This window comes from Paraniabella aurantiaca (genome assembly GCF_050309965.1).
In the GTDB taxonomy this organism is placed as follows: domain Bacteria; phylum Bacteroidota; class Bacteroidia; order Chitinophagales; family Chitinophagaceae; genus Niabella.
The window spans coordinates 3,261,370-3,286,270 of sequence record NZ_JBLOSY010000001.1; the positions used below are offsets into that span (position 1 = coordinate 3,261,370).

Here is a 24,901-nt window from a genome sequence, read left to right on the forward strand (position 1 = left end):
TTCTCTTATTGAAACTATAATTTATGAGAACAACAATTGTGCTTTTCCTTTCCCTGTTTTTTATCGCTTGCTCAAAATCTGATAATAAAGTAGAGCAGGACTGCGATGCTAAAATGACCGAGAAGTTTAAAGATCAGATCACCTGTACCGAAATTCCAACAATAGGTCCTTGTTACTATTTAGGCAAGGGGATTTATAAGGGAACCGAAATCTACTTTATAGATATTATTTGCGCTGCTTGCGGCACAAAGGCACCCCAGGAAGGCTATGACTGTGACGGCCGTAAAATAGCTATTGAAGATTTTATTAAGAATGTAACTGATATAAGAGCAGTTAGTCCTCAAAGAAAGGACTAAAATGCACTACTTCAGATCAACTTCACTAAATGCAAAGGGTAGCAGGTCTCTCGCTGTTTCAATAATATAAACAGGGCCTTCGGCTCCTGCTAATAACAGTCGAATAGGATGTTTCACCCGGTTCTCATACTCCACCAGCGACTGCCTGCACATGCCACAGGGAGAAATGGGGCGGTTACTGGCACCTTCCTGGGGCTGGTAAGTAATAGCCATGGTTTCAATGATCTCGTTAGGATACAAAGTTCCAATAGCTGCCAATAAGCTACGTTCTGCGCAAATGCCCACCGGGAAAGAAGCATTTTCCTGGTTGGTACCTTTTACAATTTGCCCGTTTGCGAGTTGGGCTACACTGGCCACATGAAATTTAGAATAGGGTGCATATGCCACCGATGTCAGTTCACGGGCTTGCTGTAACAGGGCTTCATCCTTTTGATTCAATACTGAACTGTCTTCCACAACTTTATAAGAGAACTGGTAACTTTTTTCTTTCATCACTTTTAATTTTCAAGAGAACACCACAGGTGGATGCTTAAAATGGAATAGGCATGATCCAACAGTTTTTTCTTCCTGTTCCCGGTTAATAAAGATACTATTGTTATATTCACATCTCTAAATTATATTGATTCAAAAAAAACTTAAACCTTTTTTATGTTTAAAAAAGTTGTTGCTTTTGCTGTTGCCGGTTTAGTTTCATTAAATGTTTGGGCTATGAATGCAGACGATTTAATTGGCAGATGGGATATTACCCTGGACAAAGATGGCAAAGCCAAGCCATCCTGGTTAGAAGTAAAACTATCAGGAATGAAAACCCTGGTAGGATATTTTGTAGGCGATGACGGCAGTGCGCGCCCTGTATCAAAAGTAAAGCTGGAAAACGGTAAGTTTTCTTTTGCAATACCTCCACAATGGCAGGCCGAGGATAACGACCTGGTGGTAGAAGGTGAGTTGAGCGGCGGAAGCCTGAAAGGCACGATGGTATATCCCAATGGTAAAAAATACAGCTGGACGGGTGTAAGAGCGCCTTATTTAAAAAGAACGAAAGCGCCTGTTTGGGGTGCACCGATAAAATTATTTAACGGCAAAGATCTGACTGGTTGGAAAGCTGTTGGAGCTACTAATCAGTGGATCGTAAAGGACGGGGTTTTAACCAGCCCTAAATCCGGAGCCAACCTGATCTCTGATCAGAAATTTGAAGATTTTAAACTGCATGTGGAGTTCAGGTACCAAAAAGGCAGCAACAGTGGCGTATACCTGCGTGGCCGTTATGAAGTACAGATCTTAGATAACGATAAAAGCGAACATCCTTCCAATGTTTTGTACAGTGGTGTCTATGGTTTTTTAACGCCAAGTGAGATCAACTCAAAAGGTCCCGGAGAGTGGCAGAGTTACGATATTACGTTAATAGGCAGAATGATTACCATTGTTGCTAATGGCAAAACGGTAATCAGCAACCAGGAAATTCCGGGTATTACGGGCGGTGCTTTGGATAGTAATGAAGGAGAGCCCGGACCTCTTTATTTCCAGGGAGATCATGGTCCGATCGAATTCAGAAATATCACGATTACACCGGCTAAATAAAATTTATTTGAGAAACCGTTTGCTATGTCAAAAATATCTCGTACATTTGCAGTGCGAGATAGAGCAGCGGTAGCTCGTCGGGCTCATAACCCGAAGGTCCTAGGTTCGATCCCTAGTCTCGCAACAGAAAAAGGAAAGCCGTTCGCTTTAATGTGAACGGCTTTCTTTTTTAAATGAAGGTGAGTATTTTTGTATCAACTTTGGAATACATGGCATCGGTGTTGCGTCGCACACTTTAATTGTTTAGCATTCCTCAGCCTTATCTTTTTACAGTAGTCAACTAATTAAACCCCAGTCAGTTATTGAAATCAGGTTTTGTAAATATCTTCGGAAGACCCAATGCGGGTAAAAGCACTTTGCTCAATGCATTAATGGGGGAGAAGCTGGCGATTGTATCGCATAAGGTACAAACTACCCGTCACCGAATTAAAGCCATTCTTAACGAAAAAGATTATCAAATCATTTTCAGCGACACGCCGGGGATCATTAAACCCGAGTACAAGTTGCATGAAAAAATGATGCAATCTGTTAAGGGAGCCCTGGAAGATGCAGATGTGGCATTGCTGATCGTTGATATTAATGATAACTGGGATGAGTGCGATGCTATTTTCAGTGCCTTGAAATTAAGGGTGCCTGCAGTATTGGTGTTAAATAAAGTGGACCGTACCAATAAGGAGCGGATAATGGAAGCCGAAGCTTATTTTTCGGCAAAACCTTATGTAAAAAAGACAGTGGCTATATCGGCACTAACCGGGATTAATTACAAAAAATTCCTGCAACCCATATTAGAGCTATTACCTGAAGGCCAACCTTTTTACGAAGATGATAGCATCAGTGATTTACCCGAGAAGTTCTTTGTAAGCGAACTGATCAGAGAGAAGATATATGAACAGGCGCATGATGAGATACCTTATCATACAGCCGTTTTAATAAGGGAGTTTAAAGAAAAGGAAACGCTTACCAAAATAGTAGCCGATATCATAGTACATCGCGAAACGCAGAAAATGATACTGATTGGTGAGAAAGGAACGATGATCAAAAAGCTGGGAACATCAGCGAGATTGGATATCGAAGCTTTTTTGGGCAGAAAAGTGTTTTTGGAATTGTTTGTAAAGGTTAAGCCCAAGTGGAGGGATAATGATCTGCATCTGAAGGAATATGGATATGGGGCGTGAGAGAAGTTGATAGGTTGATAAGTTGACTGGTTGAATAGAAGCAAGCTGCATAGCAGCGACATATCAATAGCCTAGGGGATGGTAAATAGGTTGTGGGACATATAGAATAGTTAGTAGGGGACGCCAATTTGTTGAATTGTTTGGACACCGGTTCGATCCCGGTCGCCTCCACTGAAAATAAAAATAAGCTGCCTGGCAGCGAAATATCAATAGCCGCATGGCGGCGACATATTAATAGCTGCATAGCAGCGACATAAATCAAAGGAATAAAAATGGGTTTTACATTAGCAATAGTAGGCAGACCGAATGTGGGTAAAAGTACCTTATTTAATCGCCTGCTGGAGCAGCGCAAAGCGATTGTGGACGACGTAAGCGGTGTTACAAGAGACCGGCAGTACGGTATCAGTGACTGGAATGGTAAGAGTTTCAACGTAATTGATACAGGTGGATTTGTGCACGGCAGTGAAGATGTATTCGAAAAGGAAATTGCCAAACAGGTGCTGATTGCGGTGGAAGAAGCGGATGCCATTGTGTTTATGGTTGATGCAGGAACAGGTATCACACACCTGGACGAAGAAATGGCTAATGTATTGCGTAAAAGCATCAAGCCTGTTTTTTTAACGGTTAATAAGGTAGATAACAACGATAGGATGCTGGATGCTACGGAGTTTTACAGCATGGGATTTGAGCCGGTATATTTTATCGCTTCAGCAAGTGGTAGCGGCACCGGCGAGTTATTAGATGCTGTAGCAGACCTGATCCCTGAAGAGAAAAAAGACGAAGAAGGTACCGACGAACTTCCCAAGTTTGCGATCATCGGGCAGCCTAATGTTGGAAAGTCTTCATTGCTGAATGCACTGGTAGGGCAGGAGCGCACTATTGTAAGTGATATTGCCGGTACAACACGGGATACGATTCATACCCATTATAACCTGTTTCAGAAAGAATTTATTTTGATAGATACTGCTGGTATCCGTCGTAAAGCCAGGGTGCACGAAGACCTGGAGTTTTACTCGGTAATACGGGCTATTAAGGCCGTAGATGAAGCAGATGTGTGTTTGTTGTTGATAGATGCTGAAAAAGGCATGACAGCCCAGGATTTGAATATATTTAGCCTGGCGGCAAAAAAAGGTAAAGGCGTTTTGTTGTTAGTAAATAAATGGGATCTTGTTGCCAAGGAAACCAATACTGCCCGTGACTACGAAATTGAATTGAAGAAGCGCCTGGCTCCGTTTAGTGATGTGCCTGTATTATTTATTTCGGTAGTTGAGAAGACCCGTATTTTTAAAGCCATGGAAACTGCGCTTGAAGTATTCGAAAACCGTAAGCGTAGAGTACCTACCTCTAAACTAAACGATGTGATGTTGAAAGCGGTACAGGCGCATCATGCACCGGTAGTAAGAGGTCATGCCATTAAAATAAAATTTGTAACACAGTTACCTACTGCTGTTCCATCATTCGCATTTTTCTGTAATTTTCCCGATGATATTAAAACGCCTTATCGTAATTACCTGGAGAATCAGTTGCGTAAGAACTTTGAATTGAGTGGCGTACCCGTGAGGTTATTTTTCAGAAAAAAATAATTAAGAATTCTTTAAGGTTACTATTTGCTTTTTTTCGGATTTATTAAAAAGATAAAAATGAAAAAACTATCCTTTATATTATTGGGCTTTGGTGTTTTATGGTTTACGTCCTGCGACACCGCTTCTACTTCCAAAGAAGCTGAAGAAGATTCTATTCATATGGTTGATAAAGCTATATCCGATAGCTCGAAAGAAATTGATACTACATTGTCATCAATAGGAGACTCATTAAAAGCGGATATTGACAGCGCCACTCATAAAATAAAAGAAAGAACCAAAGCATTGGGTGATGTTGCCAAGCAGAAAGCCAATGAGGGTGTAGAAAAGCTGAAAGAAGGGGCTCAGAAAATTAAAGACGCTGCCAAAGCAGGGGTTGATGCTGCAAAAGATGAGTTAAAGAAATAACAATATTCGTTAATATAATATTGAATTGCATGCCTCAGGCATGCAATTTTTTTTATCTGACTTTTATGAGGCAACGTCAGCGGGAAGCATTGGAATGGGTTCTACTGAATATCCTAGTTTTCGTAGTTGCATAATCAGGCCGCATTCAAAATGCAGGTGCTCCAATCCAACTGAAATAAATGTGCTGTTTTTTTCAATGAGGGTTGGCAAAAGCAGCATCCATTTTTGATTGCGTTGTACTACCAGCTTCTTCTTGTCCGCATTCAGGTTTTTGCATGATTGGTCTAATTGATATTGTAGCCGGAACTGTGTATAGTTATCAGCAAGGCTGCAAGTCGTCTTACCAGATTTTTTGTATTTGCTGTATTGCTTTAAGATTATTTTGATGTAGAACCGGGCCTGGCTCCAGCTCATTTTCTTTTTTGTTTCTTCTAAGTAGGTCAGTTGCATATTGACCGTTTCCAGGTAATGATTTTTTTTGTTTAATTTTTCCGCCAGCACCTGTATATATTCATCCAGAAAGTACTGGTCGGTGACTTGAAGCGCACTGCAATTCAATGACTCGAACCGGCTTTGAAGCCTGGAAACGACTGATTCGGGGTCAAGTTTTTTTATCTTGTCTGAGGAGTCTCCCAGTACATGCAATACCTGCTGATAATCTTTAGGGTCGAGTGTTTGACGAAGACTGTCGGTTGCTGGTTTGTCCTTGTATAGTAGCGATAATTTTTGTCTGTTAAGTTCAACCTCTGTTACAATATCTTCCGATGCATTAAATGCTTCTTTCAGTACAGGATACTGGTTAAAAAAAGACTCTCCGATTTTATGATAGGTTCCAAAAAGGAATGAAATATGGGGACTGGTTGCCTTGCTGATCTTCCACAGGTAAGTGTTTTGAGCTTTAGCATGAAGAGATGACAAACAGCAGCCAATAAAAAAGATTCTTTGGAATATATTCATGCCTTTGATTTTAGATTATTTGAAATAGCAGAGCTACAAATGTATCAACCAGGCAACTTTTGAAATTGTAAGAATGTAACCTAGTCTGGAAATACCCAGCTGATCTGACCGTTTTCAAAAGACAGCTGCTGCTCAAAAAATCTGGAAGGCGTCATTCCCGTAATACTTTTGAAGTCCTTTATAAAGTGTGATTGATCGTAAAAAAGGCTTTCGTAGGTAAGTGATGTCAGACTATCGGTGATTTTTAGCTTATCAACTCGGTTTTTTAGAGTATTGCGGAACCGGTGAATTTTTCTGAAATGGGAAGGTGTTTTACAAAGATGCCTTTCAAACAGCCGAAACAGGTGCTGTCTGCTTATTCCTGCTTCGTCAGCTATTTGTTGTACGCTGATCTCTTCTTCAGACTGCAGACTATTGATTGCGTTTTCCAGTAACGAAAATTTTTTTTGTTGTAACCTTGACAGCCAATAATCTTCGACCTGTTCCAGGAGGATAGTTTCATCCGGCTCGCGCAATATCAGGTCCATGACTTCTTTAAAATCGGTAAAAGGCTCAAACGTGGAGGGTGTTTTTTGGTAGTATTGCTTCAGTGTTCCGTTTAAAAAATAATTCAGGCCGAGTGGGCGGAAGCAAAGCGCGAGCTCTCTTATTCTGCCTTTGTATTGTACATATAAAGGTTCACGAACAGCCATTATCTGTATAGATAAAAATGGTGTTGCAGTACTTTCGGAAATGTTGACACCATTATCTACTACGTCAACTATTGCCTGTCTGAACAGGGATATGATCACTCTGTTAGAGGAAAATACGATATACCTAAGATCTTTATCGGGGTCGGTTTTCTCAATAATATAAAAACCATCCAGGTATCGACCTAACACTTCGCTTTTTGTTTTTACAAACTTGAAGTACATGTTACAGGATATTTAATGGTTTTGTATGTAACCCTAAAGGTAAGTGCAATCTGTTAAGTACACTGTTTTGATCCTATACTGGGTTTGACGCTATTATCATTTTTAATTTTGTTATGCTTAACCGGATAAAAGGGCAAAAAAAACTCCAATCCTTTTGGGATTGGAGAAATAAAAAAAAAGAAAAAATATTCTAATTTACTTCAATATTGTTGTGTAGCTCTTCATCCACCAAAATACGTCCGCAGTTTTCGCAAGCAATAATTTTCTTATGCTGCTTAATTTCACTTTGCTTTTGAGGAGGAATAGAGTAGAAGCATCCACCGCAAGCATCCCTTACTACAGGTACAACAGCCAATCCATTACGGAAATTGCCGCGGATTTTCTCGTAGCTGGTTAATAAACGTGGTTCAACTTCTTTTTTGGCTTCTTCTGATAATTTCGCAAACTCTTTTTCTTCTTTTTCGTTAGCAGAAATGATTTTTTCTAATTCTGATTTCTTTAACTCCAAAGAACCTTCTTTAGTCGCGATATTCTTTTTAGCCTTGTCTAACAGAACTACTTTATCCGAAATTTCTTCGTTTGCGTCCTTGATATGCTTTTCAGCCAGCTTAATTTCAAGCTGTTGCATTTCAGTTTCTTTATTGATAGCTTCAAACTCACGGTTGTTTTTTACATTCTCGCTATCTTTCTCGTATTTTTTGATCAGCCCTTCACTTTCTTTAATGGCATTTTTACGCTCTTCAATAAATTCAGTTACACCATTAATTTCTTCTTCTATTCTTGTTTGTCTTGCACGCAATCCCTGAAGCTCGTCTTCCAGATCAGCTACTTCCATAGGTAGCTCGCCTTTTAAAATTTTAATTTCATCCAACTTGCTGTCTATTTTCTGCAAATTGATCAATGAACCTAATTTTTCTTCAATGGAAAATTCTTTTAATTGTGCCATATGTTTAAAATATTAATTCTTCTAAAATCCCAACCCTGTTAAGTTAAGACTTTAAAAGTATTGTACAGGATTTGTATTTACTCCTGTTTTAAGGACGGCAAAGTTAGGGAATTTTTGCTCTAAAAGATTCGCCAGCAAATCAGTTGTAAATTGCTCACTTTCGTAATGCCCTATATCAGCCAGCAAGAGCTGCCCGTCCGCATCAAAAAACTCGTGATATTTAATATCTGCGGTTATATAAGCATCTGAACCAGAACTGATTGCATTTTTTAGAAGAAAAATGCCAGCGCCCCCGCAAATACTAATCCTTTTAATAGGTTTGCCCGTAAATTGGGTGTGTTTGATGATCGGAATATTAAAAACTTGCTTCAGCTTCTGCAGAAACGCTGTCTCTGCCAGCGGTATTTCCCATTCACCGGTGATACCGGAACCAATATCCTGGTGTTTGTTACCTAGGGCAATAATTTCATAAGCTACTTCTTCATAGGGGTGATTAGCTTTCAGCGTAGATATAACAATGCTTTCGAGCCAGGAGGGGAAAAGCATTTCGACTTTGAGTTCTTCATCCTCCTGTCTTTTTCCTATTTCTCCGCTAAACGGGTTGGCCTCCTCGTTAGGCTTGAAGCTGCCAATACCATTAACGCGGAAACTGCATTCGCTATAGTTCCCTATATGGCCGGCACCTGCTTCAAACAGAGCGTTCATGGCATTTCCGGCATGGGAGGCTGGTACATAAAAATGTAGCTTGCTGAGTTGCCCGCCCCTGGGAGCCAGAATTGAAAGGTTATGAAGTCCCAGCTTTTCGGCGATCTTACCATTTACCCCCGCCAATACATTATCCAGGTTGGTATGAATAGCATAAATCGCGATATCATTTTTTATGGCCTTGATAATGGTACGTTCCACATAGGTTTTACCAATTATTTTTTTTAAACCGCTAAAAACAACAGGATGATGCGCTACTATCAGGTTATAGCCTTTTTCGATCGCCTCGTCTACAACAGACTCAGTTGCGTCGAGACAACATATAGTGCCGCCGCATTCCCAATTGGCATTGCCTGTAATTAACCCCGCATTATCATAACTCTCCTGTAAAGAAGGATGGGCTACTGATTCTAAATAAGAAATGATCTGTTTAATTGTCATAGCTGGCAAAAATAATATTTAAACGGGGCTATTCCACTGTTTGTTCTACCGATAGAAGCTTGCCCTGCTTCGTAACACCTTCTGCTACAATTTTAAATTTTTTAGTGCGATCGGTATTGTAAAATGGAACGGGAATGGACGCATTCTTGTCTGAGGATATTACTATTTCAGGCTGCCAGGCCAGAGTAAGCCGGTTGTCCCGGTAATCAACATCCGGAGGCGTGGAATAATCCGGACTATAAAACTCCTTAATAATGCTGTAGCCATCATAGTCAACAATATCACCCGAGGCTTCCATGTCTTCATTTAAATCCTCTCCCCGTTTAGTGTAAATAGCAATGGCCGCTCCATTGCCCCGCGCTCCGATAAACTGCGGATAGATCTTGATCAGCGCGATCTGGTTAGGCGGAATGGTGGAAATTAAGTTCGCATCCTGCATCTGCATTTCGTCCAGGAAAAGCTGTACGGGTTGCTGGCGCAGGTAAAGCTGATAATTATCAAAGAACTGGCTGTTCCGTTGTATCACCAGGCTGGGCACACGGCCTATCAGCCACTCAAATATGTTAAGCTGTGGCACAAACTGCCCGGTTAGGTTAATCGTTCTTGCATTGATGTTTCCTGAAAAAAGCCCGCTTACATACTTTTTCTCCAACTCTTCCAATGTGAGTCTTCGTCCTTCTATATTTACGTTGTCCAGTAATACGCCTCCACCTCTGGCATAGGAACTATAGGCACCCTGCATGTTATTTAATAAAGAGGTACCGGTATTAATGGCAGGAGGCATCTGTAAAGCAGGCAGATTAAATGTCCTGTACAGGGAATCTGTATCCAGCTTTACAGTAAGGAACTTACTTTTATTTCCCATCACATCACTAAAAAGGATTTTGGCTTTATCAAAAAATACAACCGAATCCATTTTAAATCGGCCCTCGGCATCGGTCTTTACCAGTTCCAATGCGCGACCGGAATCAGAAGTGGCAACCCAAACTAACAGCTCCCTGTCGGCAAAATTCTTTTTAGAGCCACGCACATTCACCTGGCCGGATAAAGAAATGTAGCCGGGATCTGTGTAAGCCGCAGCGGGCGGTTTGTTGTTAATGATCTCCTTCCAGTTAAAACGCCTCCAGCCATTAGTAAGCATCACCAGGTCCAGCGCTTCCGTAGCCTGGGTGGCGCTGCTGAAATAAAAAGCAGGATTATGTACATAGCCAGGAATATCACTGGTTAATAAGAGGGAGGAGATGATGTTTTCTTTACGTGGACCGGGTTCGTTGTAGTCGTCATCTGTTACCGACACAGAGAAATTGCCGTTTACCGGTTCTTTAAAATCAATACTGTAGAGGTTTTTACTGCGTGCTTTGGTATTAACCTGTTTTGGATTCAGAACAGCATTAACGATATACTCTTTATTATCAACAAAAACCAGACGTTCGGCCAAAGGCATGCCTTCTTTATTGAAAAAAGTGATTTGTAAAATGCCTGAATGAAGTTCGGATGTATTAATGCTTCCGGTAGCGTTGTTGTCTACCGGTTGTTTAAACATCACCTGGTGTTGCATTTGGCCGATTATATACGATGGTGTAAAATTGGGTTCACCGGAGGATGCAAAAGAGTAGTTGATAACACCCTTTCTGCTTTGAAATTGTACCGCAATGCCTTTGGCTGAAGATGCAGGTAATGGGAAAGATCTGCCATTCCATACAGCCTGGTAGGTTTTGCCGTTGACCGGATTCAGTTTAAACACGCCCAGGCCATCGTGGAAGCTCTTAATCTGTGTAATGGTAGCCCCGGTATTATCTACAATAGAAGCAGCAACATTTTCCGGCAAGCCTTCACCTGAAGTTGCCTTGAAGGCTATCGTATTTTCAACGCCAACCAGTAAAGTGCCGCCTTCGGGAAAGAATGCCAGGGAATTAGCGTTGTTTGCCTGGGTTATAGACTTGTTATTTTTTCCATAAACACGGATGGGGGTATTGTAAAGGAAATCTTTTTCATGATTCAACATCAAAGGCGTGTAGGCTCTTATCCGGTAGGTTCCGGTGGATAATGTATCGGGTATGTCTATCTGCCCATAAGTGACCCCATTAAATACCGGAAGTACTTTTTGGCTGATAACTGTACCAGAACGGTTGATCAGCTCAACAAAAAGCGTTGAATTGCGTGTAGAGGGTTTGAAATCAGAAATAAAGTAGCCTTTAAACCAGCTGGTTTGCCCTGCGAAATAATCTTTTCTATCCAGGTGCAGGTACACTTTTTCGATAGGATTTGCCTGATGCCACGCCTCCAGTATTTTTTCCTGTGCAGATGCTGCATAAAAGGCAAACAGCAGGAAAACGGATAATATTTGTCTATTAATATTCATAGAGCATTGTTAAGTTACAAAAAAAATGGTGAAGTGTATATTGCCCTTCACCATTACATGATGCATTTAACAGTGCCTTTGCACAAACAACCCCGCTGTTATTAATTGCCCCCTGGCTCAATGATCTTCTCTATCATGAGCATGCGCCCGTCATTGGTAACACCTTCCGCAACTATTTTAAAGCGTTTGGTTTGATCATTATTGTAAAATATAACCGGGATATTTGGGTTTACTTCTGCTAAAAAAATTGCGGGATTCCAGTTCAATGTCATCCTTTTATCAGCTTTACTGTTATCTGGTTGTTTGTCGTAGTCGGGGTTATAGAACTCTTTCATAATGGTATAACCATTATAATTAACAATATCGGTAGGCGATTCCATTGCCGCACTGAGGTCAGCACCTTTTTTGCGGTAGATAGCGAGCGCTGTGCCTCCGCCGGCCGTTGCTACAGTATTAGGCATCAGCTTAATAAATGCCAGTTCTGCAACAGGTATACCTTCGATCATCATGGCGTCAGTCGGCATCTCATCCAGGAATAATGCCACATTGCCGCCGCCCAACCCGCCACCGCGATAATTCAAAACATAATTGCCCGGAGTGCCGCTAACGGTAAGGCCCGCCACACGTCCCTGCAGGTACTGGAAAATATCACCTCCGAAAACTTCATTTCTCAGGTCAATGGTTCGGCTGTTAATGCCTCCCGAAAATAAGCCACTGGCATACTGCTCGTCCAGTTTTTCCACTTCTGTTTTTTGCCTCGCTTTTACAACTACATTTTCCAATACCAGGCCCTGGGCTTTTATATATTCATCGTAAGCATTTACAATAGCGTTGTTCTTTAAAACAGCACTACTATCCTGGGGCATTGGTATTGGTTCAACGCCAAATTTCCGGTTCAGCGAGTCTGCATCCAGTTTTACACGAATGAACTTGCTCTTATTACCCCTTACCTCAGAAAAGAGTATTTTGTTTTTGTCTGTAAAGAACAAAGAGTCCAGTTTGAAATGGCCTGTAGAGTCAGTTTGTAGTAAAGTGGTAGCGCCACGTTTACCAACTGTAGTATCTACAGCTGAACGCATCATAATAACGTCCCTGTTGGCGAGCGGTTTTTTAGTGCCTTCCAGTAAAATCTGGCCACTTAGTGTAATATATCCGGGATCCTTATATTTGGCTGGTGGCAATTTATTTTGAGCTACATCCGTCCATTTGAACCGGGTCCAGCCGTTAGTCATCATTACCAGGTCTAAAGCTGCCTGGGTGGAATCAGATTGGTTATTGAAGTAGTAGGCGGGATTATGAATATACCCACGTAAATCGCTGTTAAGCAGAAACCAGGAATAAATATTTTGTGATCTGAAAGGTTCAATCTCACTATCGGCATCTGTTACCGATACTGAGAAATTGCCTATAATAGTATCTGAAAGAGCAATTGAAAACCTGTTTCTTTTACGTGCTTCAGCATTTAAAGTATCAACTTTTAACGTTGCCGGCAAAACGTAGTCTTTATTGTTAATAAAAGTCAGGCGTTCGGCCAGTGGCATTTCGTCTTTATTAAATACGGTTAGCTGTAGAATACCAGAGAAGAAGTCTGTAGTGGGAATAACACCCGTTATTTCTTTTTTGTCTCCGTTAATCGGGTGCTTGAACAAAACCTGATTTTCCATTTGTCCTACCAGGTAGGCGGGTTTGAAGGCCTCGTCCGTGCTATTGTATTGAATCCGGAACTGCTTGCCTTTTGCCGTATTTCTTACACTGAATGCGATACCCTTATCAGTAGACTGTGGTAGCGGGTATTTCTCTTCAGTGCCTTTTAATGTTGCGAAATAACTGCCTCCCGGCAGGGGAATAATGGGAAAACTACCCATGCCGTCGTGCTGGCTCTTAAAGCTGGTTACTACTTCGCCCGTTTCACTTTTAATTTCACCTTCGATCGATAACGGCATGCCGTACTTATCGACGGCTTTCAAGGCTACAATATTCAACAGGCCTTTAACCAGGTTGCCACCTTCAGGAAAGAAAAGTAACTGGGATTTACTTCCAGGTATATCATTATTTTTCTTTTTATCTTCCTTGCCCCATATAGAAACCCGTTTATGAAATATAAAACCGGGCTGGTTAAGCATTACCGGCGAGTAGGCCCTTATCTGGTAAGTGCCTGCCACCAGGTTTTCGGGGATATCTATTTGCCCTCCGATAGTTGTTCCGTAATAAACAGGAAAAATGTTCCTTAAAATGATATCGTTCTCGCTGTTGACGAGTTCAACATACAAAGATGAGCTTTGGCCGGAGGGGATCAGCCCGGCCATAAAATAGCCTTTTAGCCAAATAGTTTGCCCGGCAAAGTAACTCTCTCGATCCAGGTGCAGGTAGAGCTTTTCAACCGGATTAGTTTTTGCCCAGGCAGCAAGCTTAGTTTCAATGGTTTGCGCATAGGTTAATGAACAGGTTGTTGCCAAAAGCAGTAGAGAAAGCAGGATTTTTTTCATACAGATAAATAAGTACATGAAAATAAAGTAAATGACTATAAAAAATGCAGGAAGTTTATTTTTGATGCAGGTTTTTTATGGTTTAACCGACATTTTGTCCACTTTTTTTCATTGGCAATATTATTGTCATGCTTAGTTTTGCCAACAAATTTGAATATGATGAATCAAAACAATGATAATTTTACAGAGCAGGATGGTTTAAACATTAATGCTGACGAAAATGTAAGCGGAACTGAACATCTTAATGACCCCGTTGAAGAATCCCAATTGAACGCTTTAGAGGCTGAATTGAATGAGAGCAAGGATAAATATCTTCGCCTTGCTGCCGAGTTTGACAATTTTCGCAAAAGAACCGCAAAAGAGCGTATTGAACTATTTCAAACCGCTGGAAAAGATATTATTACAGATTTATTAGACGTGTTAGATGATGTAGATCGTGCATCAAAGGAAGTGGAAGAGTCGAGTGATGCCCATTTAAAGCAGGGGGTTAGTCTGATCTTTAATAAGCTGAAAAATATTTTACAGTCTAAAGGCTTAAAGGCTATGGAAGCAAAAGGTGTTGCTTTCGATCCCGAATTACATGAAGCTATTACGGAAATACCTGCTCCTGCAGAAGGATTACAAGGTAAGATTGTAGATGAAATAAGCAAGGGATATTACCTGAACGACAAGATTATTCGTCACGCTAAAGTAGTGGTTGGTAAGTAATTTGAAAGTTTGAAGGAGGAATTGATTGCCGCCTATGATTTTTCAGGTTTTCAAATTGAATTTTTTCAAAAAATATTAGATGTCAAAAAGAGATTTTTACGAGATATTAGGCGTGTCCAAAACAGCAACTGCGGAGGAAATAAAAAAGGCTTATCGTAAGGTAGCGATGCAATTTCACCCCGACAGAAATCCGGGAGATAAAGCCGCCGAGGAGAAGTTCAAAGAGGCGGCTGAAGCTTATGAAGTGCTGAGTGATGCAGAGAAAAAGGCGCAGTACGACCGGTTTGGACATGCAGGTTTGAGTGGTGCAGGTCGCGGCGGCGGTTTTGGTGGGGGCGGTGGTATGAATATGGAAGACATATTCAGCCAGTTTGGTGATGTTTTCGGTGATGATATTTTTGGAAGTTTCTTTGGCGGCGGTGGGCGCGCAAGAGGTGGCGGTGCCAGGGTACGTGGTGTACGGGGTAGCAATCTTCGTGTAAAGCTGAAACTGAATTATGAAGAAATAGCGAAAGGCGTTACTAAAAATATCAAAGTAAAAAAATATACTTCCTGTAATACCTGCGGTGGCGATGGTGCTAAAGACAAGGGTAGTGTTCAAACCTGCCGTACCTGCCAGGGTAGTGGCCAGGTGAGAAAAGTACAAAATACTTTCCTGGGCCAGATGCAAACCGTAACAACCTGTCCTGATTGCAACGGAGAAGGAACAACCATTACATCCAAATGTCCAAATTGTAAAGGAGCAGGAAGAGTATACGGTGAAGAAACGATCACGATTGATGTACCACCAGGTGTGCAGGCCGGTATGCAGTTAAGTATTGGAGGCCGGGGCAATGCCGGTGAGCGTGGTGGCGCGGCCGGAGACCTGATTGTTTTAATTGAAGAGGAAACACATGCCGAATTGCAGCGGGAGGGATTAAATGTGGTTTATGAGCTTTATGTATCGTTTACCGATGCTGTGTTTGGAACTAATGCAGAAGTGCCCACTATTGACGGAAGGGCCAAGATAAAAATACCAGCGGGTACGCAAAGTGGTAAGATCTTCAGGTTGAAAGGCAAAGGATTTCCGAATGTGCATTCCAACTATGAAAAAGGCGACCAGTTAATTCATGTAAGTGTATGGACGCCCCAAAACCTTAGCGACGAAGAAAAGGCAGCGTTGGAAGGACTTTCAGATTCTCCAAATTTAAAGCCGCAGCCTGAAAAAACAGAAAAAGGCTTTTTCGATAAAATAAAAGATTTGTTTAGTTAATATTTCCATCTTTTTCTCAAAATGGGTCCGTACTTTGTGCGGGCCCATTTTATTTTGCATGGGTGGTGAAAACGATTTAGCCAGCTCAAATAAACGATAAGCAATTAAGTAGTATATTGTTGCCCATTTAAAAAATCAATCAATGTTTAAGTTAGATAATAAGAAGGCAATTGTCACCGGTGGCGGAAGCGGTATTGGGAAAGCAGTTTGCCTTGTATTTGGTAAAGCCGGCGCGCACGTGTTTGTAGCCGATCTTAATAAAGAAGCTGCTGCTGTAACTGCTCAGGAAATTGAAGCTGCTGGTGGTAAGGCCTCCGTTTTGCCTGTTAATGTGGCCAACCAGGAAGAAGTGTTATCTGCCTATACATCCGTAGGCCCTTTTGATATCCTCGTGAATAGTGCCGGTGTTTCGCATATCGGCAAAGTGGAAACGACAAGTGCTGAGGACTTCGACCGGGTTTTTGCTGTAAATGTGAAGGGCGTTTATAATAGCTTATATGCGGGCATTCCCTTGCTGAAACAAAATGGCGGAGGGGTTATTGTGAACCTGGCATCTATTGCTTCCAGCGTGGGCATTCCGGACCGGTTTGCTTACAGCATGAGTAAGGGGGCTGTGTTGGCGATGACTTTATCAACGGCTAAAGATTACGTAAAAGATAATATCCGTTGTAATTGTATTTCACCGGCCCGTGTGCACACGCCATTTGTAGACGGATTCCTCGCTAAAAATTACCCTGGTAAAGAGGCCGAAATGTTTGAGAAGCTTTCTCAAACCCAGCCAATCGGCCGCATGGCAAAGCCTGAAGAGATTGCAGCGCTTATTTTATACCTCTGCAGCGATGAAGCATCATTTATAACAGGCAGCGATTATCCTATTGACGGCGGGTTTATCAAGCTAAACAATTAGATTAAATGAAAGGCTCTTTTATTATAGCGCTCGTTTTACTTCAGCTCGGTGCATTTTCCCAGGCCGCTGTAAAGCAGGATATAGGTAAAAGAGACCAGCTTCTGTACTTACTCGACAGTTTGCATGCACATCGGTGCGGAAATAGTAGCGCTTACACAGAGGGGCTTTTGAATGGAGCTTCTAAAACATTCTTTGATAGTTTGAAAAAAAGTAGTTCCTTAATCCAGCAGGCCGGTTTTGAATTTGTGCAAAAAGTTATCGATATATATGGTTGGCCTGATCCGTTGACACTAAGCTTTAAGTCTTATAATTCTTTTGTTTCTTTTTTACTGGGCACCGACCTAAGTACACGAAGAAAACTTTATAATCAACTGGCCCATAGCCTCGTTAAGGTGAATGCTTATGGATACGCCGCTATATTAGAAGAAAGCCTGGAACATAAACCTATTTGTAACGGTCGCGGATGGGGAACTGTAGCCCAAAGCGTTGAGTCACATACCATCGATAATAGCCTGTCCCCGAAAAGTCAGCAGGCTAACCGGCTATCAAACATACCATTTTCTAAATTAGAAACTACAAACTATAAATTTTAAATTACAAAATGAAACTAATACGTTACGGCCAACCCGGCAGTATTAAAACCGGAGTTATTATAGACGATGTGAAGTATGATACCTCTGGTTTTGGAGAGGACTACAATGAACAATTTTTTGAAACTGACGGTCTGGCTCGTTTAGCTAAGTATATACAGGATAATAAAGACAGCCTGGGAAAGATCAGCAACGAAGAGCGTTTAGATAGCCCGGTGGCACGTCCTTCCAAGATATTGTGCATTGGTTTAAACTATGCCGATCATGCCAAAGAAACCGGGGCTACTGTTCCCACAGAGCCTGTGATCTTTATGAAATCATCCACTTCTTTATCTGGTCCGAACGATAATATTGTGATACCAAGGGACTCATTAAAAACAGACTGGGAAGTTGAGCTGGCGATTGTGATTGGTAAAAAAGCCAGCTATGTAGAAGAGGGGGAAGCAATGGACTATGTTGCCGGTTATGTATTGCACAATGATGTGAGTGAGCGCGCTTTCCAGTTAGAGCGGGGCGGTACCTGGGATAAGGGTAAGGGTTGCGATACTTTTGCCCCTTTAGGCCCGTTTCTGGCTACTAAAGATGAGATCGCTGATCCGGACAACCTGCGTCTTTGGTTAAAAGTAAATGGTCAAACCATGCAGGACGGCACTACTGCAAATTTCATTTTTAAATTGCCTCATGTTATTTCTTATGTAAGCCAGTTTATGACACTGTTACCCGGAGATGTAATATCTACAGGAACTCCGGCCGGCGTGGGTATGGGCTTTAATCCTTCTATCTACTTAAAACCAGGTGACGTAATTGAATTAGGTATTGATGGCCTGGGAACATCAAGCCAAACCTGCGTGGCATGGAGTAAATAATATTTACAGATCTGACAGAGGACGGTTGACTGGGTAAGTCAACCGTCCTTTTGTTGTTTTTAGTTGATTAAATTAAATAGTTATGGCTTTGCGAATAGACGCACACCAGCATTTTTGGGTATTTGATCCGGTAAGAGATAGCTGGATCGATGACTCTATGAAAAAAATACAAAGGGATTTTTTGCCGAAAGACCTGAGGCCTGTGTTAGTGGATAATGGTTTGGATGGTTGTGTGGTAGTACAAAGTGATCAGTCTGAGGTGGAGAATCTTTTTCAGCTTACCAATGCCATACAAAATGATTTTGTGAAAGGCGTGGTGGGATGGGTTGATCTCCAGGCTAAAAACATAGAAGATAAGCTGGCGCATTATAGCTACTATAAAAAGCTCAAAGGATTTCGTCATGTATTGCAGGGGGAAAAAGACAGGGCATTGATGCTGAGAAAGAAATTCATGAATGGGATCAGTCTCTTACATAAGTACAATTATACTTATGATATCCTGATATTCCCCGACCAGCTAAAATATGCCCGCAAGCTGGCAGCCGCTTTTCCCGATCAGCGCTTTGTAATAGACCATATTGCAAAGCCCTATATAAAAGCAGGAACAGTGGACGGCTGGAAGCAGGACATGCAGGCAATTGCTGAGTTACCCAATGTGTATTGTAAGATCAGTGGGATGGTTACCGAGGCTGATTGGACAAAATGGAAGTCGCAGGACTTTACTCCTTACCTGGATACGGTGGTGGAGGCTTTTGGTGCTAAACGCATTATGTATGGAAGTGACTGGCCTGTTTGTTTGGTAGCAGGTTCATATAAAAAGATGAAGGAGGTTGTAGATGCTTATTTTACATCCTTCTCTGAAAACGAAAAAGCTGCTTTTTATGGAGGAAATGCTGCAAAGTTTTACAATTTATAACTCGTTTCTTTGTAGAAACAAAACCTATCTCTATTTTAAAATTTCCATTGCTTTATGCAGGCTCAAAAGGGGAGAAGCATTTGTATACTTTATTTGACGGCGGGGCTACTTTGTCCTGTGTGAACCCTGATAATATTGAGGACATGGCAGTATTAGAGCCACTGGGACGCGTCAGGAAGTTAGCTACAGCAAGTGAAGCCCTTTTTTATTGAAGTGAAGTATGCTGTGAGGCTAGACTTTTACATCAACGATGTCTTGTTGTCGGATGAGTTTTTAGTGGTACCTAACCTAAGCGAAGAAGCTATAATAGGTGCGGCTACGCTTTAGAAATGGCGTATTAAAGTCAATTTTGAAGATGATATAGTAGAAGTAGATCCTAAGGTAGATGAGCTGCAATTGATATCGTACAATGTTGTATCTATCTGGTATTTTTAGAAGGAGTAGAAGTATATGTTCGTTGTAAAATCTTTGTATGAAAATGGGTTTTCGCTTTTCGATAATATCAATGTATTGTTATCTGAGAAAGCGCCAATATCATAGTACGCTGGAACTATTCGTGTGGGAAGAAAGGTCGTGGTATTATATATCCTACCCCAGCCAAAAGCCCGGCTTCCATCAGGCGAAACGGCTTCGATTGTAACCTCATTCTTATCATTTATAAATTTTCCTAGTAAGTTTAAATCCCGATCAAAAACACTTGGTCCACAAAACAATCTTTGGTTGACATAATAAATAGAGCTACTGTATCCTGTTCCAACGGTTTGTTTAAGAATACTAAAAATGTCATTAGTTGTTCCCAGTTTGGTTACCTTGGCGTTAGTAATTCCACTTTCAGAATGATAGATAATATTATCGTCACTCAATTCAAAATCTCCACTATAGTAGCTATTATAGAAGTCTGTTGATGTTGAAAGGAACGTGAGCTCTTTTTTATTAACCAAATCATATATTCCAAATCGCGTTCCTCCGCTTGTAGGTGGTGTTAAGTGAAAATACATCCGATTGTTATTGCCAATTTCAATTTTGTGAACCCAGGAATTGATATTGAAGATATCAGCTGTTGCCTGGGTATTTAAATTAATTTTATAAATTGTATTAGTGCCAGTGCAAGCATAGAGAAAATCTCCGGAAGGATCAATGTCGAAGTCAAAAAAATATACATTTGTCTTTCGCTCTATAGTTCTTTTTTCCAGGTTAATGAATGCAATACCATAACCATTATTGTTTTGATCATATAAAGTTTTAGGCCGTACAAGGCCGTAAGCATACTTTCTTCTTTTATCCACTATGATTTTGGCTATTGGATAATCGACAGTTATGAATATTCCAGCAACAATAGATCTGGTTTCGCTATCTAAGGTGATGCTCTCCTTGCCTCCAAGATTTACACTAACTTTATAGTAGTATTTTCTACCTAAAAAAATGCTGGTGTCAGCAAAAGTGGTATCACTTCTACTTAATGTCGTGTACAAAAGCTCACTATCATAAAAAGTTTCAGTTTCACTTCTGTAAACTTTAAACGACTCAAAATTTAAATCATTACAAGATGTCCATCTTAAAACATTGGAGTTGGCAGATTTTTCAATGTTATATAAGTTAATAAGATTGTATATTTTGATTTTTGCTTCAATTACAGAATCAAGCTCATTGTAAATTGACAGAGTTATTTCGTGAATGTTTTTCGATAAACGAAACTTTCCAAAAATCCTTTCAGATGCTATTTTACCTTCTGCTAATACTCCGTCTTTATCGCTTCTCCAAACTGTTTTTAAGCCATTGTAGTCTGTCACATATTTGCCCGTTAATTGAGCTTCAAATATTAATGAACTATCAGGATTTGTATTTTCTAAGTTCGATGGCTTAATGATATCAACCGACAAAGAATCCAAACTCGTATATTTCTTTTCCAGAATGGTATCTTTAGTTTTGTTACACGAAAACAAGTGTACTGCAAAAACTACAATAAGCAATTTTGATAATAAGTTCACAATCCCGGAGTTTATTCTTATTCACTCTGCTCTCCGCCGCCCATTGCTTCCAGCACTTTAGGTGTAACGCCGGTAAAGCTAAAGCCACCATCATGGAAGAGATTCTGCATCGTCACATATTTGGTCAGGTCGCTGAACATTACCGCAATATAATCGGCACAAGCCTCTGCAGGTGCATTGCCTAAGGGGCTCATTTTTTCAGCATAGTTAATAAAGCTGTCAAAGCCTTTAACACCACTACCTGCCGTAGTTGGGGTAGGAGACTGGGAAATGGTATTCACCCTTACTTTATTTTTTTCTCCGTAGTAATAGCCAAACATCCTGGTTACACTTTCCAGCAGTGCTTTCGCGTCAGCCATTTCGTTATAATCAGGAAATACACGTTGAGCAGCAATATAAGTAAGTGCAATAACGCTGGCATGCTCGCTTAAAGCATCTAGTTCCCAGGCTGTTCTTAAAACTTTATGCAGGCTTATTGAGGAAATATCGAAGGTTTTTTGATTCCATTCATAATTCATTTCTGTATAATGTTTGCCTTTACGTACGTTAAGGCCCATGCCTACAGAGTGAAGAATGAAGTCGATCTTTCCGCCAAAATGTTCCATCGATTTTTCGATCAGGTTCTTTAAGTCATCCAGGTTAGTAACATCGGCGCCAATAACCGGTGCATTACCACATTCTGCGGCCAGTTGGTTAATAGCACCCATACGAAGCGCTACCGGTGCATTAGTTAATACAATTTCTGCTCCTTCTGCGTAGCATTTTTGGGCTGTTTTCCAGGCAATGGATTTCTCATCCAGCGCACCAAATATAATTCCCTTCTTTCCTTTTAAAAGATTATAAGCCATAGATAAAAATTAGAGGGTAAATGTAAGAATGATTTTTGATTTGTAAGTAATATAAAGAACGGTTCTGTAAGCTGGTAAAATGGAGAACAAGGGGTTCTGCTTTATAGTTACAATAACCATGCTTAATAATATGCATGAATTACATGAAGGTTTTAGCCGGGCGATTCTTTTTTTGCCCCCTGTTATACACTGCTTTGGTTACAAAATGCCCCAGGGCCGCACCCACTATTATATCACTTGCCCAATGGCGGTTATTATACACACGGGATAATGCGGTTAAGGAAGCAATAGAATAGGCCACTGGGGCTACCCATTTTTTGTCTGGAAACTCCATGGCAAACGCCGTAGCCAGTGTAAAAGCTATGCTTGAATGCGCAGATGGAAAAGAGCTGTATTTAACTTTTGAAAATGGTGGTGCATAATTAAAAGGTGTTGTAGCTGCATCTGGCCTTTGTCTTCTGATCAGGTTTTTACCGGCAAAACAGATAATAGATGAAATGGCCATAGCCTTGCTACCCCTCAATCCGATACTTTCAACATGTGGGTTTTTTATCGCCAGACCCGTAACGTACATGGCGGGAAAAACGAACAGCCCATAGATATTGCCGATGGGCTCTACTCCAGGGGCTACACTACTGGTAAAGTTATTCTGATTGTGCTGGAATATACTTTTAATCTCTTTATCCAGGAGCATAAGGCCACCCACACCGCCAGCTAAAGCAGAGAATTTTAACCAGTCTTTTTTTTGCCAGCGTAAAGGGCTCGCAGCAATGGCTACGCCGTCTTTTATCCCGGTTACAACAAAATCTTTATTTAATTTCTCCGGTGGCAGACGGGCCGGTTGCAGGCTGTCTTTCACGATATATTGTTGTTGGCTTAAACTGTCTTGTGCTGATGTTTGGGCATGTACAGGCGAACTTCCAACGGAAAGGAATGTAGATAGGGAGCAGCTTAAGAGGAACCGTATTAAACAAATCACGTTTGTAATTTAGAGGTATATTATATCGAAAGATAATCGTAAAGCAAGGCTATTGCAGTCAGGCCTCCACCATATATAGCTGCCATAGCGCAAAATAAAGCAAGGGCATAAAATATCAGGCCAAAAGTACTTGAGCTGGATGTGAGTTTATTGTTTAGAAAACGGTAGGTATAAATGCCGCCGATCAGCATAATGGGTATAACGCATAAAATTAGCGTAAGCTTTAATCCTGCCATTTGAGAAGATTTTAATTTTGAACCATCTCCCTCGCATTTTCCAGTGCAGCGGCTGTTGGCTTTTCTCCACTTAACATCCGGGCAATTGCTGTAATGCGCTCGTCGGTGCCCAATTGCCTGATATTGGTTTTTACTTTTTCTCCAGACAGCTCTTTATAAACAAAGAAATGGGCATCGGCCTTTCCTGCAATCTGTGGCTGGTGTGTAATGCAAATCACCTGCCTGTTGGCTGCCAGCGTTTTCATGATAATGCCTACCTGTTTGGCAGCTTCGCCCGAAATGCCACTATCTATTTCATCGAATATCAACGTAGGTAAATCCATTTTTTCAGCTACCAGGCTTTTTACGCAAAGCATCAGCCGGCTTAACTCTCCTCCACTGGCCACTTTGTTTACCGGCTTAAACTGCCCGCTTTTGTTGGCATCAAATAAAAACTCGATAGCATCAATGCCATTATTCACCGGTGACTGTGGTGTTAAGGAAACCTGTAGCCGGGCGTTAGGCATGCCCACCTGTATCAATGATTGATTCACACTTTTCTCAAAACCAGGTACCTGCTTTTTGCGGGCCTGCGATATTTTTTCGCCAAGCAGTAATACTTTCTTTTGATGACTGGCCACCTGGGCCTCAAGTGAGGCTATATTTTCGGCGATATTTAGAACCGCATCCAGCTTTTCTTCCAGTTGCTTTTGAATAGTTAATAATTCATTGGTAGACTGAACCCCATGTTTTTTCTGCAACTTATAACCGGCTGACATGCGTTCATTCAGCTCTTCGATCTTTTCCGCGTCATAATTGATATGATCATTCAAACGCTCGAGTTCATCCGCAATATCACTCAGTTCTATCTGAGCACTTTGAAGCCTGCTATTGATCTCCGGCAGATCTTTATGAAAGCCGGTATAATTATTCAATAAATTGGAAAGACTTTTCAGCTGTTGCGTAATAGGTTGTTCACCTTCAGCCAACTCACCGCAAACGCGGTTCAATGTATTTTTTATGCCTTCTGCATTGGAAAGCATTTTGAGTTCGGCTTCAATAGTTTCCAGCTCATTTTCTTTCAAATTCAGAGTCGCCAGTTCATCATACTGAAAGCGGTTATAGTCGCTTTCTTTTTCAAACTGGAGTTGCTGCTGCTGTAACAGCGCCAGGTCTTTCTCTGTTTGTTTCCAAAGCCGGAAGGATTTTTTATAATCCGCCAACAGCTCATGCGTATCGGCCAATGCATCTACCACGTTTACCTGGAAATTATTGTCTCCAATGGATAGGGTATCAAATTGCTGGTGTAAATCCACCAATAACTCACTTAAACTTTGTAGTTGAGAAAGATTTACAGGCGTATCATTGATAAACGCCCTGCTTTTGCCATTGGGCGCGATTTCCCGCCTTACTAGAAGCTGGGTTGGGTCATCCAGGTCGTTTTTATTCAAAAAATGTTTTACCAGTTCGTTGGCTTCCGCCTGGAAATGCCCCTCGATCACACATTTTTTTTCTTTATTTACTAAAGAGGAAATGTCGGCGCGTTCACCAAGTATAAGGTTTAAAGCTCCGATAATGATCGACTTTCCCGCACCTGTTTCCCCGGTAATAATATTCATGCCGCGGGAAAAATCAATTTCCAGCGCATCGATAATCGCGTAATTCTGTATAGATAAATGTTGCAGCACAGGGCAAATTTAATGGATAAGCACATTTCCCAAACA

24 protein-coding genes and 1 tRNA gene are annotated in these 24,901 nt (G+C 41.1%); 13 read left to right on the plus strand and 12 right to left on the minus strand.

All coding sequences use genetic code 11. The features are described 5' to 3' along the window. Positions 1–23: 23 nt before the first annotated feature. Entirely contained in the window at positions 24–356 is a 333-nt protein-coding gene (locus ACLOAU_RS14160) for a hypothetical protein (protein WP_427862525.1), read from the plus strand. Between the two features lie 6 nt (positions 357–362). On the opposite strand, the gene ACLOAU_RS14165 is transcribed toward ACLOAU_RS14160, so the two are convergent. Then, entirely contained in the window at positions 363–848 is a 486-nt protein-coding gene (locus ACLOAU_RS14165; RefSeq protein ID WP_427862526.1) for a cytidine deaminase, read from the minus strand. 156 nt (positions 849–1,004) lie between these two features. Here ACLOAU_RS14165 and ACLOAU_RS14170 point away from each other — a divergent pair, with 156 nt between their 5' ends. The 5 genes from ACLOAU_RS14170 (at position 1,005) to ACLOAU_RS14190 (ending at position 5,097) form a co-directional block, all read left to right on the plus strand. Further along, positions 1,005–1,934, plus strand: a complete 930-nt coding sequence (locus ACLOAU_RS14170; protein ID WP_427862527.1) for a 3-keto-disaccharide hydrolase — start codon at positions 1,005–1,007, stop codon at positions 1,932–1,934. 52 nt (positions 1,935–1,986) lie between these two features. Continuing rightward, positions 1,987–2,058: transfer RNA gene (locus ACLOAU_RS14175), tRNA-Met, on the plus strand. Positions 2,059–2,236: 178 nt separating this feature from the next. After that, positions 2,237–3,109, plus strand: a complete 873-nt coding sequence (gene era, locus ACLOAU_RS14180) for a GTPase Era (RefSeq protein WP_427862528.1) — start codon at positions 2,237–2,239, stop codon at positions 3,107–3,109. Positions 3,110–3,381: 272 nt separating this feature from the next. Further along, positions 3,382–4,692, plus strand: a complete 1,311-nt coding sequence (gene der, locus ACLOAU_RS14185) for a ribosome biogenesis GTPase Der (protein ID WP_427862529.1) — start codon at positions 3,382–3,384, stop codon at positions 4,690–4,692. A gap of 57 nt (positions 4,693–4,749) precedes the next feature. Further along, a complete protein-coding gene (locus tag ACLOAU_RS14190; RefSeq protein WP_427862530.1) occupies positions 4,750–5,097 on the plus strand; it encodes a hypothetical protein in 348 nt (115 codons plus the stop codon). Positions 5,098–5,160: 63 nt separating this feature from the next. Here the strand turns inward: ACLOAU_RS14190 and ACLOAU_RS14195 are convergent, their stop codons facing one another. The 6 genes from ACLOAU_RS14195 to ACLOAU_RS14220 form a co-directional block, all read right to left on the minus strand. Next, positions 5,161–6,054 carry a TraB/GumN family protein gene (locus ACLOAU_RS14195; protein ID WP_427862531.1) on the minus strand — a complete coding sequence of 298 codons (894 nt, stop codon included), beginning with the start codon at positions 6,052–6,054 and terminating at the stop codon, positions 5,161–5,163. An 80-nt stretch (positions 6,055–6,134) separates the two neighbouring features. Then, complete coding sequence (locus ACLOAU_RS14200; RefSeq protein WP_427862532.1) at positions 6,135–6,968, minus strand: helix-turn-helix domain-containing protein; 834 nt, start codon at positions 6,966–6,968, stop codon at positions 6,135–6,137. Positions 6,969–7,158: 190 nt separating this feature from the next. Continuing rightward, positions 7,159–7,914 carry a zinc ribbon domain-containing protein gene (locus tag ACLOAU_RS14205; protein ID WP_427862533.1) on the minus strand — a complete coding sequence of 252 codons (756 nt, stop codon included), beginning with the start codon at positions 7,912–7,914 and terminating at the stop codon, positions 7,159–7,161. A 51-nt stretch (positions 7,915–7,965) separates the two neighbouring features. Continuing rightward, the gene (locus tag ACLOAU_RS14210; protein ID WP_427862534.1) at positions 7,966–9,060 is read right to left on the minus strand and encodes a Nif3-like dinuclear metal center hexameric protein; all 1,095 of its coding nucleotides are present in this window, start codon (positions 9,058–9,060) and stop codon (positions 7,966–7,968) included. Positions 9,061–9,088: 28 nt separating this feature from the next. Beyond that, on the minus strand, positions 9,089–11,422 hold the full coding sequence (locus tag ACLOAU_RS14215) for a hypothetical protein (RefSeq protein WP_427862535.1): 2,334 nt from the start codon (positions 11,420–11,422) through the stop codon (positions 9,089–9,091). 101 nt (positions 11,423–11,523) lie between these two features. Continuing rightward, complete coding sequence (locus ACLOAU_RS14220) at positions 11,524–13,908, minus strand: hypothetical protein (RefSeq protein WP_427862536.1); 2,385 nt, start codon at positions 13,906–13,908, stop codon at positions 11,524–11,526. A gap of 156 nt (positions 13,909–14,064) precedes the next feature. Here ACLOAU_RS14220 and ACLOAU_RS14225 point away from each other — a divergent pair, with 156 nt between their 5' ends. The 7 genes from ACLOAU_RS14225 (at position 14,065) to ACLOAU_RS14255 (ending at position 19,474) form a co-directional block, all read left to right on the plus strand. Beyond that, positions 14,065–14,616 carry a nucleotide exchange factor GrpE gene (locus tag ACLOAU_RS14225; protein ID WP_427862537.1) on the plus strand — a complete coding sequence of 184 codons (552 nt, stop codon included), beginning with the start codon at positions 14,065–14,067 and terminating at the stop codon, positions 14,614–14,616. A 79-nt stretch (positions 14,617–14,695) separates the two neighbouring features. Continuing rightward, on the plus strand, positions 14,696–15,868 hold the full coding sequence (dnaJ, locus tag ACLOAU_RS14230; protein ID WP_427862538.1) for a molecular chaperone DnaJ: 1,173 nt from the start codon (positions 14,696–14,698) through the stop codon (positions 15,866–15,868). Between the two features lie 142 nt (positions 15,869–16,010). Continuing rightward, the gene (locus tag ACLOAU_RS14235; RefSeq protein ID WP_427862539.1) at positions 16,011–16,775 is read left to right on the plus strand and encodes an SDR family NAD(P)-dependent oxidoreductase; all 765 of its coding nucleotides are present in this window, start codon (positions 16,011–16,013) and stop codon (positions 16,773–16,775) included. 5 nt (positions 16,776–16,780) lie between these two features. Next, positions 16,781–17,368, plus strand: coding sequence for a hypothetical protein (locus ACLOAU_RS14240; protein WP_427862540.1), 588 nt, complete (start codon positions 16,781–16,783; stop codon positions 17,366–17,368). Positions 17,369–17,376: 8 nt separating this feature from the next. Next, positions 17,377–18,231, plus strand: coding sequence for a fumarylacetoacetate hydrolase family protein (locus tag ACLOAU_RS14245; RefSeq protein WP_427862541.1), 855 nt, complete (start codon positions 17,377–17,379; stop codon positions 18,229–18,231). Positions 18,232–18,313: 82 nt separating this feature from the next. Beyond that, the gene (locus ACLOAU_RS14250; protein ID WP_427862542.1) at positions 18,314–19,147 is read left to right on the plus strand and encodes an amidohydrolase family protein; all 834 of its coding nucleotides are present in this window, start codon (positions 18,314–18,316) and stop codon (positions 19,145–19,147) included. 192 nt (positions 19,148–19,339) lie between these two features. Then, positions 19,340–19,474, plus strand: coding sequence for a hypothetical protein (locus ACLOAU_RS14255; RefSeq protein WP_427862543.1), 135 nt, complete (start codon positions 19,340–19,342; stop codon positions 19,472–19,474). Between the two features lie 104 nt (positions 19,475–19,578). Here ACLOAU_RS14255 and ACLOAU_RS14260 read toward each other — a convergent pair whose 3' ends face one another. The 5 genes from ACLOAU_RS14260 to recN form a co-directional block, all read right to left on the minus strand. Beyond that, entirely contained in the window at positions 19,579–21,135 is a 1,557-nt protein-coding gene (locus ACLOAU_RS14260; protein ID WP_427862544.1) for a fibronectin type III domain-containing protein, read from the minus strand. Positions 21,136–21,152: 17 nt separating this feature from the next. Beyond that, a complete protein-coding gene (locus ACLOAU_RS14265; protein ID WP_427862545.1) occupies positions 21,153–21,983 on the minus strand; it encodes an enoyl-ACP reductase FabI in 831 nt (276 codons plus the stop codon). A gap of 139 nt (positions 21,984–22,122) precedes the next feature. After that, a complete protein-coding gene (locus ACLOAU_RS14270; protein WP_427862546.1) occupies positions 22,123–22,962 on the minus strand; it encodes a phosphatase PAP2 family protein in 840 nt (279 codons plus the stop codon). Positions 22,963–22,982: 20 nt separating this feature from the next. Further along, positions 22,983–23,198, minus strand: a complete 216-nt coding sequence (locus ACLOAU_RS14275; protein WP_427862547.1) for a hypothetical protein — start codon at positions 23,196–23,198, stop codon at positions 22,983–22,985. A gap of 11 nt (positions 23,199–23,209) precedes the next feature. Further along, positions 23,210–24,865 (minus strand): DNA repair protein RecN, encoded by a 1,656-nt coding sequence (gene recN, locus ACLOAU_RS14280; protein WP_427862548.1) that lies wholly within the window; start codon positions 24,863–24,865, stop codon positions 23,210–23,212. Positions 24,866–24,901 lie beyond the last annotated feature (36 nt).